The sequence below is a fragment of the Microbacterium jejuense genome (assembly GCF_039544225.1).
Lineage (GTDB): Bacteria > Actinomycetota > Actinomycetes > Actinomycetales > Microbacteriaceae > Microbacterium > Microbacterium jejuense.
The window spans coordinates 377,988-391,907 of record NZ_BAABLG010000005.1 but is presented as its reverse complement, the minus strand read 5'-3'; the positions used below and the strand labels follow the sequence as shown (position 1 = coordinate 391,907).

At 71.1% G+C, this 13,920-nt stretch carries 12 protein-coding genes; 7 read left to right on the top strand and 5 right to left on the bottom strand.

Going from position 1 to position 13,920, the window contains the following annotated elements:
• The first annotated feature begins 2 nt into the window (after positions 1-2).
• Both ABEA46_RS11365 and ABEA46_RS11360 read left to right on the top strand, forming a co-directional pair.
• Positions 3-1,631 (top strand): pyridoxal-phosphate dependent enzyme, encoded by a 1,629-nt coding sequence (locus ABEA46_RS11365; protein WP_345544660.1) that lies wholly within the window; start codon positions 3-5, stop codon positions 1,629-1,631.
• Positions 1,628-2,179 carry a GNAT family N-acetyltransferase gene (locus ABEA46_RS11360; RefSeq protein ID WP_345544659.1) on the top strand — a complete coding sequence of 184 codons (552 nt, stop codon included), beginning with the start codon at positions 1,628-1,630 and terminating at the stop codon, positions 2,177-2,179. The genes ABEA46_RS11365 and ABEA46_RS11360 overlap by 4 nt, the downstream gene beginning before the upstream one ends.
• 103 nt (positions 2,180-2,282) lie before the next feature.
• Here ABEA46_RS11360 and ABEA46_RS11355 read toward each other — a convergent pair whose 3' ends face one another.
• Both ABEA46_RS11355 and ABEA46_RS11350 read right to left on the bottom strand, forming a co-directional pair.
• Entirely contained in the window at positions 2,283-3,596 is a 1,314-nt protein-coding gene (locus ABEA46_RS11355) for an LLM class flavin-dependent oxidoreductase (protein WP_345544658.1), read from the bottom strand.
• Positions 3,593-4,657 (bottom strand): LLM class flavin-dependent oxidoreductase, encoded by a 1,065-nt coding sequence (locus tag ABEA46_RS11350; RefSeq protein WP_345544657.1) that lies wholly within the window; start codon positions 4,655-4,657, stop codon positions 3,593-3,595. The genes ABEA46_RS11355 and ABEA46_RS11350 overlap by 4 nt, the downstream gene beginning before the upstream one ends.
• 201 nt (positions 4,658-4,858) lie before the next feature.
• On the opposite strand from ABEA46_RS11350, the gene ABEA46_RS11345 reads away from it, so the two are divergent.
• The 5 genes from ABEA46_RS11345 (at position 4,859) to ABEA46_RS11325 (ending at position 10,474) form a co-directional block, all read left to right on the top strand.
• Entirely contained in the window at positions 4,859-5,974 is a 1,116-nt protein-coding gene (locus tag ABEA46_RS11345) for an amino acid ABC transporter permease (protein WP_345544656.1), read from the top strand.
• The gene (locus ABEA46_RS11340) at positions 5,971-6,765 is read left to right on the top strand and encodes an amino acid ABC transporter ATP-binding protein (RefSeq protein ID WP_345544655.1); all 795 of its coding nucleotides are present in this window, start codon (positions 5,971-5,973) and stop codon (positions 6,763-6,765) included. Before ABEA46_RS11345 ends, ABEA46_RS11340 begins: the two co-directional genes overlap by 4 nt.
• A 41-nt stretch (positions 6,766-6,806) precedes the next feature.
• A complete protein-coding gene (locus tag ABEA46_RS11335) occupies positions 6,807-7,805 on the top strand; it encodes an ABC transporter substrate-binding protein (protein WP_345544654.1) in 999 nt (332 codons plus the stop codon).
• 73 nt (positions 7,806-7,878) lie between these two features.
• A complete protein-coding gene (locus ABEA46_RS11330) occupies positions 7,879-10,053 on the top strand; it encodes an LLM class flavin-dependent oxidoreductase (RefSeq protein ID WP_345544653.1) in 2,175 nt (724 codons plus the stop codon).
• Between the two features lie 31 nt (positions 10,054-10,084).
• A complete protein-coding gene (locus ABEA46_RS11325; protein WP_345544652.1) occupies positions 10,085-10,474 on the top strand; it encodes a hypothetical protein in 390 nt (129 codons plus the stop codon).
• Positions 10,475-10,490: 16 nt separating this feature from the next.
• Here the strand turns inward: ABEA46_RS11325 and ABEA46_RS11320 are convergent, their stop codons facing one another.
• The 3 genes from ABEA46_RS11320 to ABEA46_RS11310 are packed head-to-tail and all read right to left on the bottom strand — an operon-like array spanning position 10,491 to position 13,911.
• Positions 10,491-11,960, bottom strand: a complete 1,470-nt coding sequence (locus tag ABEA46_RS11320; protein WP_345544651.1) for an MFS transporter — start codon at positions 11,958-11,960, stop codon at positions 10,491-10,493.
• Complete coding sequence (locus ABEA46_RS11315; RefSeq protein ID WP_345544650.1) at positions 11,957-13,042, bottom strand: LLM class flavin-dependent oxidoreductase; 1,086 nt, start codon at positions 13,040-13,042, stop codon at positions 11,957-11,959. Before ABEA46_RS11315 ends, ABEA46_RS11320 begins: the two co-directional genes overlap by 4 nt.
• On the bottom strand, positions 13,039-13,911 hold the full coding sequence (locus tag ABEA46_RS11310) for a DUF1684 domain-containing protein (RefSeq protein ID WP_345544649.1): 873 nt from the start codon (positions 13,909-13,911) through the stop codon (positions 13,039-13,041). The genes ABEA46_RS11315 and ABEA46_RS11310 overlap by 4 nt, the downstream gene beginning before the upstream one ends.
• Positions 13,912-13,920 lie beyond the last annotated feature (9 nt).

Here is a 13,920-nt window from a genome sequence, read left to right as displayed (position 1 = left end):
GGATGCCGGTGTTCGGCGTCACGCTACGACCCGGTCGTCTCGAACGGTGTATCGCGCCGTCACACGGCGCCACGTGGTCTTCGGTACGCCGGATCACCGCACGCTGTGTGACGTCGGACTACGTCGCATGCCGCCGGGCTACGGCACGGCCGCAGCAGGCGCGCCGACGGGACCTATCGTTCCGGGGACGTCGTACGGAAAGCGTGGTGCGCATGACCCTCTTCGAATCGGTGATCGACTCCATCGGCAGCACGCCGCTCGTGCGCGTGCATCGCCTCGCTGCCGGGCTGCGGCCGCGGGTCTATGTGAAGCTGGAGCACCAGAACCCGGGCGGCAGCGTGAAGGATCGCGCCGCGTTGTCGATGCTCCGCGCGGCTGAACGCGACGGCGTCCTCCGCCCGGGCGGAACAGTGGTGGAGGTCACCTCGGGCAACACCGGGGTCGGTCTCGCGCTCGTCGCCGCCCACCTCGGCTACCGGACCGTGGTGTTCACGTCGAGTCAGATCGCGGCCGAGAAGATCGCCCTGCTACGCGCGTACGGCGCCGACGTACGACTCGTCGACGCATTCGTACCGCGCGGCCACCCCGACAGTCTGGGCGCAGCAGCGGACCGCTTCGTCGCCGATACCCCGGGCGCTTGGCGCGCAGACCAGTACGACAACCCCGCGAACCCGGCGGCGCACGTCGCAACGACCGGTCCCGAGATCTGGGCCGATACCGCGGGGGCCGTCACCCACTTCGTCGCCAGTGTCGGCACCGGAGGAACGATCTCGGGGACCGGCGCATCCCTCAAGGCGCTGAGCTCGGGCAGGGTGCGCATCATCGCCGCCGACCCGACCGGCTCGTCGTACTCGGGAGGTGACGGCAGCCCGAAGTTCGTCGAAGGTGCCGGACATACGGTGCACCCGGAAGCCGAAGTTGATGTCTGGCCGCAGTCGTTCCATGTCGACGTCGTCGACGAATACCTCACCGTCGACGACAGGGAGGCGATCCTCACCCTGCGCCGCGCGGCGCGCGAGGACGGCCTGCTGCTCGGCGGTTCGGCGGGCACGGCGCTGGCCGCCGCCCTGCGGCTGGCCGATCGCCTGGGGCCGGACGACCTCGTGGTCGCTCTCGCCCCCGACTCGGGTCGCAACGCGTTGTCGACCTACTACAACGACGAATGGCTCGCCGAACGCGGGTTCGTCTTCGACGAAGATGTGGCGCCCGGCCTCGATGCACTCGTCGATGAGCCCGCACGGCGGGTCGCGGCGGACCTCACGATCGCGGACGCGATACGCCGGCTCGAGGCCGGGAACGTGGACCCCGGTTCCCCTGCCCTCGCCGTCTACCGCCGCAGCGACGGTCTGGCACCGATCCCCGCAGCCGACGTGGTCGGGGTCGTCACGCTGGGCGCGCTGCGCACCGCGGTCGTGGCAGGACGCGCGGACGATCTCGTCCGTGACCATGTCGGTCCCCCTCCCCCGACGGTCGGCGTCGGGCGCTGCGCCGAGGACGCGGTGCATCGACTGGAGGCGGCGCCTCTCGGCTGGGAGGCGGCATCCATCCTCCGCGACGGCAGGATCGTCGCCGTCGCCACCCGCGACGAACTCCTCGCCCACGCCGCAGCCGTGCCGGAGGCAGTCCGATGAGACCGCAGTCGGTGCAGGCCGGCAGCGCGGGTTCGACGGGGCGCACCGTCTCGGTGCGGACCGCGCGCGCCGACGAGTTCGACCGCGTCGGAGAGGTCACGTACCTGGGATTCGGACACGGTGAGCCGGGCGCGATCCAGCCCGACACCGCACGGCTGGCATTGCTGCGTGACGCGGCATCCCGTGCGCAGGGCGGCGAGCTGCTCGTCGCGGTCGACGAGACGGACCTGATCGTCGGCACCGCCAGCCTGCTGCGAGCCGACAGCACGCTGGTGCGCCAGTCCCGTGGCGGCGAGGCCGAGCTGCGGCTGCTCGCCGTGCTGCCGGAGGCGCGGCGGCACGGCATCGGCGAGGCGCTGATGCGCGAGGCGATCGCGCGCGGCCGCGCCTGGGGTGCGCCCGCGCTCGTCCTGGACACGGGCCCGACGAACGAGCGATCGCAGCGACTGTACGTCCGCCTCGGCTTCGAGCGTCTCCCTGAGCGCGAGACCGTCCCGGCGTCGCGAGGAGGGTTCCTCGTCGTGTTCCGCTACGTCTACGACCGCTGAGGCCCGCTGCTCGCACGTCGGTGACGCCGTTGCGCCGCTGAGACGTCACCGCTCTCCGGGAGAGGGGGCGTCTCAGCGGCGCGAGCCGGGTGTGCGCCAGCCGTCAGGCGGCGAGCGCGGCCTGTGCGGTCAACTCCGGGAGACCCAAGTTCTCGCGCAGTGTCGTGCCCGGGTACTCGGTCGGGTAGACGCCGCGATCCTGCAGCTCGGGGATCAGCCCGTCGACGATGTCGTCCAGGCCCTCGGGCACGAGGTACGGCGACACGTTGAAGCCGTCCACCGCGCGCGCGTCGACGTACTCCACGATGCGGTCGGCGATCGTCGAATAGCCGCCGACGAACGTGCGCAGCGACGACCGGCGGATGACGAACTCGCGGATCGAGAGCCCCGCGGCCGCGGCGCTCTCGCGCCATTCCCGCGCTGTCTCGACGGCCTTTCGACCCTGGAACAGCGAACCGCGCTGTCCGTCGACCTCGTCGACCGCGGGGTCGATGTCGGGCAGCGGTCCGTCGGCGTCGTACTCCGAGAGGTCACGGCCCCAGATCGGCTCGAGGAACCGGATCGCGGTCTGCGGCGACACCTGCGCGCGGGTGACCCACTCGGCCTTCTCGCGTGCCTCCGCGTCGGTCGCGGCGAGGATGAACTGCGCGCCGGGGAAGAACTTCAGCTCGTCGACGCTGCGACCATGCGCAGGCAGGCGGCGTCGAACATCGGCCGCGAACGCGATCGCGTCCTCCAAGCCGGGGTGCCCCGAGAAGATGACATCGGCACTGGATGCCGCGAACTCGCGCCCTTCGTCGGAATCACCCGCCTGAAAGAGCACGGGCCGGCGCTGCGGGCTCGGCGGCAGCGGCGCCGGGCCGGTGAACGACACCAGGTCTTCGGCGACGACCACGGACGTGCCCACGCCCTCGGCTCCGGCATCCCACAGCCGCTGCGCCGCATCGACGAACTGGGCGGCTCGGCGATAGCGATCGGCGTGTTCGAGGTAGCCGCCGCGGCGGAAGTTGGCTCCGGTCCACGCGTTGTCGGTGGTGACGATGTTCCAGCCGGCGCGGCCGCCCGACAGCAGGTCGAGCGAATTGAGGCGCTTCGCCAGGTCGTACGGGTCGTTGTAGGTGGTGTTCTGCGTAGCCACCAGACCGATGCGTTCGGTCACGGCGGCGAGGGCGGCCAGCTGCGTCTGAGCATCCGGGCGACCGGCGATGTCGAGGTCGTGGATGCGTCCGAAGTGCTCGCGCAGACGCAGCCCCTCGCCGAGGAAGAACGCCGAGAACAGCCCGCGTTCGGCGGTCTGGGCGATGCGGCGGAACGACTCGAAGTCGTACTGCGAGCCGCTGCGCTCGCTCGACCAGATGGTGCCGAAGTTGACGCCCTGGAAGAAGACTCCGAACTGGATGCGGCGAGACGTGGTCATGCGAACTCCTTCACGGTGGGTGCGGCATAGCGGCTGAGAGGGCGGGCGAGGCCGAGGGTGCCGCGCAGCGTGTCGCCCGCGGTCGGCGAGCGGAACCCGATCTGCCGGCGAAGTCCAGGCAGCACCCCACGCCCCACCTCGTCGAGGTCGACGTCGAGTTCGGCCAGATGCAGCCGCACACCGTCGACGGATGCCGCCAGCTCGACGAGCAGCGAGGTCAGGCCGGCGGCGTCGCCGGTGTGGCGCAGCCGGCCGGTCGCCGGCCACACTCCGACGCTTTCGACGCGGCGCGCGGCCGTGACGCCACGTGCGTCGAGCGCGACCTCGACCTCGGCCCACACCCGCGCGGCGCCGGCGGCGCGGGCCGCGGCCGAGGCGTCCGCTATCGCCGCCGGGTCGGCACCCTCCACCAGGGCGACGTCGATGCCCGCCGCGCCGGCGGGCGCCACGACGACGAGCTGCCCCTGCGGCGGGCGCGGCGTGATGAGCGGTCCCTTGACCGAGAAGCGCGCGCCCTCGAAGTCGACGTAATGCAGGCGGTCGGCGTCGAGGTAGCGACCGGTCGCCGCGTCCTGGATCACCGCGTCGTCCTGCCACGAGTCCCACAGCCGGCGCGCGACCTCGATCACGTCGTCGCGTTCGCGCCGCAGGTCGTCGGACGTGAGCTCGTCGCGCCCGAAGGCGGCGGCCTCATGCGCCGTGCCGGAGGCGGCGGCGATCCAGCCGGCACGGCCGTTCGACGCCCAGTCGAGGCTGGCGAGCTGCGTCGCCACGTGGAACGGCTCGCTGTACGCGACGTGCGCGACCGGCACGAGGCCGATCGCAGAGGTCAGCGGCGCCGCGAACGCCGCGCGCTGCACGGCATCCAGACGCGCGACGGCGTCGGTCACGGGCAGTGGCGAATCGTCGAAGGTGACAGCGGAGAATCCGAAGCGTTCGGCTTCGACGACACGGGCGGCGAGCCGACGCACGTCGAGCGCGGCGGGGGCGAAGGCGGATGCTGCGGGGTGGGCGCCCGCGGCGTCCCCCTCGAGCACGACGGCGAACGGGTGGTCTGACATGGCTGCCACGGTAGGGCGCCCGAGGTCTGCGCGGACGGTGTACGTCGGTGCATTCCGATCTGTTTCGTCGCGTTTCAGACCGTCACGATCCGTGTCGGCCAGGGACCGGGGCTGCTAGGCGGCAGCTGAGGGACGCCCCTACCGTCGCCCTACCGGCGCACGAACCCGCTCACCCCGCGCCGCCGATCGAGGAGAGACCTCATGACCGATACCCTCCCGCGCCGGGCCGACGCGGTCGAGGCGACGCCGTCGACGGCGGCCGCGTCCGCGTCCGCGTCCGCGTCCGCCGACGCCGCGCGAGTCGACCTCGGCGACATCCCCGTGGTGCACACGCGACATTGGTTCCGCTGGTCGATCGGCGCCGTCGTGCTGTTCGTCGTCGCGCAGTTCGTGTGGTCGGTGTTCACGAACGAGAACTACGAGTGGGACGTCTTCGCACACTATTTCTTCGCGGAGCCCGTGCTCATCGGCATCGGCTACACGCTCTCGCTGACGGCGGTCTCCGCTGTCTTCGGCTTCACGCTGGGGACGGTGCTCGCGCTCGGCCGGCTGTCGAAGTCCGCGCTGCTGCGGGCGGCCTCGTGGTCGTACATCTGGTTCTTCCGCTCGGTCCCCCTCGTCGTGCAGATCATCGTCTGGTACAACCTCGGGTACCTGTACCCGACGCTCGGCCTCGGAACGCCGTTCACGACCGACTACTGGATCGTCGAGTTCCCGACGGTCAACCTCATCAGCTCATTCGCCGCGGCGATCCTCGGCCTCGGCCTGCATCAGGCGGCGTACTCGGCCGAGATCATCCGCGGCGGGCTGCTGTCTGTCGATCAGAGGCAGCAGGAGGCGGCGGCGGCACTGGGCATCCCGTCTCGCAAGCGGCTCTTCCGCATCATCCTGCCGCAGGCGATGCGCTCGATCGTCCCCAACGCGACGAACGAGGTCATCGGCCTGGTCAAGGGCGCGTCGGTCGTCTTCGTCATCGCGATCCCCGAGGTCTTCTACGCCGTCCAGGTCATCTACAACCGCAACAGCCGCGTCATCCCGCTGCTGCTCGTCGCGGTCGTCTGGTACACGATCATCACGACGATCCTGAGCATCGCGCAGTACTACATCGAACGTCACTACGCCCGCGGAAGCGTTCGCGTGCTGCCGCCCACGCCGCTGCAGGGCTTCCGCCACTGGATCGCGGTGCAGTGGGCGCGCCTCGGCGATGCCGACACCGGGCCGCCGCCGCTGGTCGGCGTCGACGCGCCGATCCATGCCCGCGCGACGTTCCGCGGCTCGTCGAACGACGCCAAGCACTCCGGAGGAGCAGGAGCATGAGCACCGACACCCTGGCACAGTCCGCGACCCGCGGCCTCGTCGAGATCCACAACGTCCACAAGAGCTACGGCGGCCTGGAGGTGCTGGCAGGGATCGACCTCACCGTGCAGCCGGGCGAAGTCGTCGCGATCCTCGGCCCCAGCGGCTCGGGCAAGTCGACGCTGCTGCGCACGATCAACCACCTCGAGTCGGTCGATCGCGGCTCGGTCGCGGTCGACGGTCAACTCATCGGCTACGAACGGCGCGGCGACCGGCTGTACGAACTGCGCGAGAAGGAGATCCTGAAGCGTCGCACGCAGGTCGGCCTGGTGTTCCAGAACTTCAACCTGTTCCCCCATCTCACGGCGCTCGAGAACATCACCGAGGCGCCCGTCGCGACGGGGCTGCTCGAGAAGGATGCCGCACACGAGCTCGCGCTGCAGCTGCTCGACCGCGTGGGACTGCGCGAGAAGGCCGGCCACTACCCGCGGCAGCTCTCGGGCGGCCAGCAGCAGCGCGTCGCGATAGCCCGGGCACTGGCCCTGAGCCCCAAGGTGCTGCTCTTCGACGAGCCGACGAGCGCCCTCGACCCCGAGCTGGTCGGCGAGGTGCTGGACGTCATCCGCGACCTCGCCCGCAGCGGCACGACCCTCCTCATCGTGACGCACGAGATCGGCTTCGCCCGCGAAGTGGCCGACCGGATCGTGTTCGTCGACGGCGGCCGAATCCTCGAGGAGGGCCCGCCCGACCGGGTCCTCGTCGCCCCCGAACACCCGCGCACGCGGGAGTTCCTCGCCAAAGTCCTGGCCTGACGCAACGCAGGCTCCGGCATCCCGAAAGAGAGAAACGCAGCATGGCACTCAGTAAGAAGCAGGGCATCGCGATCGGCGTCGGCGTCGTCGCGGTGGCCGTCGTCGTGGGCGGGATCATCGCCGCCGTCAACCTCAACGGCGCCGCCGCGGCGGACGAGGCGACCCCCGCGCCGACCGAGAGCAACACGGCCACCGACGAGATCCAGTGGTTCCACACCGATGTCGTCCCCGAGGCGGTCGCAGCACTCGAGGACAGCGGCTTCACACCCGTCCAGGAGGGCAAGCTCACCGTCGCGGTCGGCGCGTTCGTCCCGCCGCTGAGTTACCAGCCTGACGGCACCTCGGCGGCGACCGACGTCGCCGGCACGGAGCCGAACATCGGCTCGCTGATCGCCGAGGGCCTCGGGCTGGAGTACAACCCGCAGGTCGTCGCGTGGGCCGACTGGCCGCTGGGCATCCAGTCGGGCAAGTACGACCTCATCACCTCCAACGTCACGGTGACCGAGGAACGCAAGGAGCTGTACGACTTCGCCAGCTATCGCGAGGACCTGCTGGGCTTCTACGTCAAGAGCGACAGCGACATCGACTCGATCTCGGAGGCCGCCGACATCTCGGGCCTCAAGATCATCGTCGGCTCGGGGACCAACCAGGAGCAGGTGCTGCTGCGATGGAACGAAGAGCTCGAGGCCGCGGGCGAGGCACCCGCCGAGCTCGTGTACTACGACGACACTGCTGCGGCCACCCTCGCGATCCAGTCGGGCCGTGCCGATGCGACGTTCGGTCCCAACGCGACGGCCGCCTGGTCGGCGCGCGAGACGGGCGACACGAAGCTCGTGGGGATCGTGCCCGGCGGCTGGCCGGACACGGCGCAGATCGCCGCGGGCACGGCGAAGGGGAACGGGCTCATCGAGGCCGTCAACATCGTCCTCAACAAGATCATCGAGGACGGCACCTACACCGACCTTCTCGAGTTCTGGGGCCTCGACTCGGAGGCCGTGACCTCGTCCGAGATCAACCCGCCCGGGCTCCCCAAGCCCTGACATCCTCCGCCGGTCGGGCCTCCGGGCCCGACCGGCTCCGCCGCGTCCGCTGTCCCTGCACCCAGGAGATCCCATGTCCCGCGTCCCGCTCTCCGTCCTCGATCTCTCGCCGTTCGGCACCGGACAGACGCCGGCCGACGGCCTGCGCGCCAGCATCGAACTGGCCCGCGCCGCCGAGCAGCTCGGCTACCGGCGCTACTGGGTCGCCGAACACCATTTCAATCCCGGAGTGGCCGGCGCCGCGCCGCACGTGCTCCTGGCCGCGGTCGCCGCGGCGACCCGAGACATCCGCATCGGCACCGCTGCGACCATCATCGGCAACTACTCCCCCGCACAGGTCGCCGAGGCGGCCGGGGTCGTCGCCCAACTGCATCCCGGTCGCTTCGACCTGGGCATCGGCCGGTCAGGGTCCCGCAGCGCAGCGCAGACTCCGCCGCCCGCGACAGTGCAGGACCGGATCGTCGACGGGTTGCTCCTGCCCGCCGCCCGCCCGTTCGCCGGGTTCGATTCGGAGCGCTTCATCGTCCAGGCACGCCTGCTCGGTCGCAGCGAGACCGACGGCGAGCGGTTCGCCGACGACGTGGCGGACATCCTGTCGTTCTTCCACGGGACCTACGCCCCGCCGGAGAACCTGCCGATCCATGTGACGCCCGCCGAGGGAGCCGATGTCACGGTGTGGATCCACGGCTCCACCGCCGGGCCGAGTGCGAGACTGGCGGGCGAGCTCGGTCTGCCCTTCGGCGCGAACTACCACGTCGCCCCCGGATTCGTCCTCGACGCGATCGCCGAATACCGCGCCGCCTTCCGGCCGGGACTCATCCCCGAGCCGTACGTGGTCGTGTCGGTCGACGCCGTGGTCGCCGAGACGGACGCCGGAGCCCGACGGCTCGCAGCGGGTTACGGTCGATGGGTGCACAGCATCCGCGCCGGCCAGGGCGCCGTCCCCTTCCCCTCGCCCGAAGAAGCCGCCGCCGACCCGCTCACCGACGAGGAACGCGCCATCGTCCGCGACCGCCTCGACACTCAGTTCGCGGGTTCCCCCGGCACTGTCGTGCAGCGTCTGGAGACCCTGCAGCGCGTGACGGGTGCCGACGAACTGCTCGTCACGACGGTCACGCATGACCCTGCCGACCGGATCCGGTCCTACGAACTGCTCGCCGAGGCGTGGGGAACGGTCGCCGCCGACCAGGCACCGCAGGCGGCGTCCGCGTCAGAGTGGACCATCCGGCTCGTGCGCACCGAGGAGTATGAGCGGGCGGGCGAGGTGACCGCCCAGGCGTACCTGTCGAGCTACGGCGAACTGTCGGAGCAGTATGTGGCATCGCTGCGCGATGTGGCCGGGCGCGTGCGGTCAGGTGACGTGTGGGTCGCCGCAACCGATGCCGGCGAGATCCTCGGCACGGTCTGGGTCTCGCGTCCCAACCGGCCGCTGGCCGAGGTGGCACGACCCGGCGAGACCGACTTCCGGCAGCTCGCGGTCGCGCCCTCTGCACGCGGACGCGGCATCGGTGAGGCTCTCACCCGGCACGTGATCGATCTGGCCCGCGAACGAGGGTCGCATCGTGTGGTGATGAACAGCGGGCCAGAGATGGTCGGTGCCCACGCCCTGTATGCGAAACTCGGGTTCGCACGGCTTCCCGAACGCGAGGGCGTCAAGGAGGTCGAGCCCGGTCGGCTCATCGAGCTGCTCTCGTTCGGCTACGACCTCGCGCCCGAACCGGCCCCCGCTCCTGCGCGCGACCGCTCGTGGACGCTGGAGACGGTGGCCTGGGACGACCCCCGCGCGTCGGCGCTGCGCGAAGAGATGGACGCAGAGGTCTCGCCCCGGTACGCCGACCGGTTCGCCGCCGCGGCCGCCGACCTCGGCGACGAGGCGGAGCGGACGTTCACGGTGCACCCCGAGTCGATCGTGGCGACCGTGCTCGTCGTGGACGAGACCGGTGACGCGGTCGGCCATGCAGCACTGCGGGATCTCGCCCACGACGGCACCCGCGACCTGGAGGTCAAGCGCGTTTTCGTCAAGCCACGGGCTCGGGGCATCGGCGCCAGTCGCGCACTCCTCGCCGAATTGGAGCGCATCGCCCAGGACCGCGGTGTGAATCGGTTGATCTTGCAGACCGGTGACCGGCAGCACGACGCGGTCGCACTGTACGAGCGCATCGGCTACCGGCCGATCCCGATCTTCGAGCCCTACCGGGCGTTCGCGTTCTCGCAGTGCTTCGAGAAAGAGCTCGTGCCGGCATCGTGACCACGGTCGGCAGCGGGGCCACAATGGCACCATGACCAAGGCAGCCGTCTATCAGCCGGGCGTGTGCAACATCGGACCGGCCGAGATCCGCAAGCGGCGGATGTCGGGCTGGGTCGGCCTGGCCATCGCCGTCGTCTTCCTTGCGGTCGTGTTCGCGCTGGGATGGGCGGCGTCGTGGCGGCTGCTCGTGGCACTGCCGATCTTCCTCTCGGCGCAGGGTTTCCTGCAGGCGGCGTTCCACTTCTGCGTCGGATTCGCATCGCGCGGACTGTACAACTTCGGCGAACTCGGCTCGGAAGAGACCGTGTACGAGGCGGAGTTCCGCAAGAAGGATCAGCGCAAGGCGCTGCTCATCACGGTGCTGGCGTTCGCGATCGCGGCGGCGGTCGCCGTGGTCGCCGCCCTCATCCCCGTCGGCTGAGCGCGTCGGCGAAAGGTCAGGCGTCGGCCGCGCTGGCCACGGGCACGGGCCGCACCGGAGTGACGGCATCCTTGGCGCCCGCACGGCGGAAGGCGGGATCGAACGAGGCGAGGACGGCGACCAGTGAGCCCAGTGCGCACGTGGCGAGAGCGGTCTGCAGGGTCGCGGCCGTGGACACTCCGGTGGAGGTGAGCAGGATGCCGGCGGCCAGCGCGACCAGGAAGGTCGCGGCCAGGCGCTGCGTGAGCTGCAGGAACGACGCGGCGACACCGTGCAGTTCAGGCGGCGCGAACGACAGCGTCGATGCCCGCACGACCGGCTCCACGAGCCCGCCACCGATGCCCAGGCCGATCTGCGCCGCCGCCGCCACGACGAACAGCGCGCCGTCGGGGAGCAGCGGTGCGCTGATCGCGAGCCCGGCGAACAGCGTCGTCTGCAGCCCCAGGCCGATCCACACGGTCGCGGACGCGCCCAGTCGGTGCACCACGGGCAGGCTGACGAGCGATCCGCCGACCCGGGCGAGTGCTCCTGGCGCGAAGACCAGGGCGATGAGCAGAGCCGACAACGCCGGAGACTGCAGGAAGTACAGGGTTACCGCCGAGCTCGCGGCGATGCCGCTGCCGAACCACAGCAGCGCGACGATGTTGCCGACGACGAACCCCCGCGAGCGCACGAGCGCCGGGGCGAACAGCGGCAGGCGGCCGCTGCGGTGGTACCGGTGCTCCCAGAGCACCAGGACGACGGCGAGCCCCGCCGCGAAGACCACGACGCCGATGCCCGCGGCCCCCGACAGCCCGGGCTCGACGACGGGAAGCGTCAGCGCGACGACGATCAGGCACAGCAGCACGATTCCGGGCAGGTCCAGCCAGACCCGCGTCGCACGTGCGTGCCGGGCTGCCGGCATCCCTCGCCATCCGAGGACGAGCGCGGCCACCACCAGCGGCAGCGGCGTCAGCAGCACGAGGCGCCAGGCCGCGTCGGCGCCGACCGCGCCCAGCAGCACCGCCGCCAGTACGGGGCCGAGCACGCCGGCACACCCGCCGACGGCTGTGTACGCGGCGAGCGCGCGCAGCCGGGCGGCGCCCGCGAAGAGGTCCTGGATCACCCCGAGCACCTGGGCGCTGATGACGCCGGCGCCCAGCCCCTGTACGAACCGTGCGGCGACCAGCACCACGATCGTCGGAGCGGCGACGGCGGCGACACCGCCCACGAGGAAGATGCCCAATCCGAGCAGGAACAGCGGCCGTCGGCCGTAGACGTCCCCCAGCCGCCCCGACGGGATGAGACCGAGCCCGAACGTCAGCGAGAACGAGGCCAGCAGCCACTGCGTGCCCGCCGTCGAGCCGCCCAGCGAACTGCTCACGGCGGGCGCGGCGTAGGTGATGACGGTGGCGTCGAACAGGGTGGCGAACCCGGCAGCCAGGCACGCCCAGAGCGCGGGCCGCGCGCGGGGCGTCCGCGCGGGGCCCGCGCTCTGGGCGGTCATGCGGCTGCGAATTCCCGGGCGCGGTGCCCCAGCGGGTCGGCGTCCGTCCACAGTGCGGTCGGGAACTCGCGACGCAGCACCGGGGCCACCTCCAGCGCGAAACGTTCCAGGATGTCGAGCTGGCGTTCGAAGGGCACCGTCGTCGGCAGACTGATCGACTGCAGATCATGGCCGAGGCGACCGTGGAACCGCGCGATCTTGTCGATCACCTGCTGCGGTGTGCCCACGAGGGCGGGGCCTTCTGCGACAGCGTGCTCGATGTCGCGGAAGGGGGTGTTGTTGCCGGGCACGTTCGTGGCGGCGACGATCGCGTTGTACACCGGCCCGTACTCACGGATCGCCTCCTGGGTGGTGTCGGCGATGAACAGGGCCCCCGACCCGGCCGCCACGAAGGCGGCCGCGGGGTCGTGCCCGTGACGTGCGTACTCGGCGCGGTAGTGGTCCACCAGCACGCCGTAGTTCTCGAGCGGCTGGATCGCGTTCGCGCTGAACAGCGGATCGCCGTAGCGCGCAGCGAGCCCGGCCGAGAACAGCGTCGTCGCCGAGCCGTGCCACACCCGGGGTGCGCCGTCGAAAGGTCGTGGCAGCGTCGTGACCCCCGTCAGGGCCCGGGTGAACGCGGTCCCGGGCCACGTGACGTCCTCTTCGCGCCACAGCGTTCGCAGCAGCTCGTACTTCTCGGCGAGCAGTTCCCACTGATCGTCGATGTCGAGGCCGAACAGCGGGAACTGATCGACCTCGTTGCCCTTGCCGATCGTCAGGTCGAGTCGTCCGGCGGACAGCTGGTCGATCGTGGCGTAGTCCTCCGCGACGCGCACCGGGTCGAGGACGGAGAGCACCGTCACCCCGGAGTTGAGGCGGATGCGGCTCGTCTGTGCCGCGACGGCTCCCAGCAGCACCGTCGGCGACGACGAGATGAAGTGTCCCGCGTGCCGTTCGCCGATGGCGACGGCATCCAATCCGAGCTCTTCGGCGCGGATCGCCTGCCGGAGCGTCTCGGCGAACCGCTCGGAGGGCGACACCTGTCGACCCGTGATCGGGTCGGCGCGGTACGGGACGATGTCGAGCAGCTGGAACCTCATGCGTGCTGCTCCGGCGCGACGAGGGCGTCGTCCGAGCGAACGCGCGAGAGCGGCGTCTTCTCGCCGGCCTCGATGCCGACCGGCAGCCGGTTGCCCGCCGGCGGGAGCGGGCAGGTGGCGAAGTCGGTGTACGCGCAGGGCAGGTTGACGGCGCGGTTGAAGTCGATGACAGTCCAGCCGTCGGCGTCGGGCGCGTGCACCCCCACCGACCGGTTCGCGGCGTACGTGGTGAGCCCGCTCGTCGCGTCGGTGAACAGCACCAGCAGGTCGCCGGGGCCCTTGCCGTCGAACGCGATGAGGGTGAACTCCTCGCCTCGCCACGAGAACTCCAGCACCCCCGGCGCGTCATAGACGTGCGTCAGCCCGTCGACGGCCGCACCCACCTCCGTGGGCAGCGGTGCCTCGAACGGGCGGAAGCGTGCCGCGACACGCCACCGCGGGTTGGGGACGTAGGTCGGCGTTCCCGCGTACTCGGCGAGGAACTCGTGGTCCGACCGTCGCGGGCGCAGGATCGTGTGGCCGCCGCGCTGGGCGATCTCGACAGCTCCCGCGACCTCGCCGTCGGTGAATGTCGGCGTGATGCTGGTGCGCTCGGGCAGCTCGCCGAAGGCATGGCGCCCGGAGAGGGTCGCACCGTCGAGCGTCAGGCTCTCGCCGTCGGCGAGCTCGACGACGACACCGGCTGCGCCCAGCCGCCATGTGCCTGGCGCGTCCGGGAGCCTGACCGGGTCGGCTCCGAGCCAATGCAGCCCGGTGATCGCGAAGAATCCGAGGCCATCGGCGCGACGCGTCTCATGCGCGCGATGCCAGTCTTCCCAATCGCGGCCGAACTGGGCGCGGTCGAGCTCGGTGTCGAGTGTCGTGGTCATGGGTCCTCC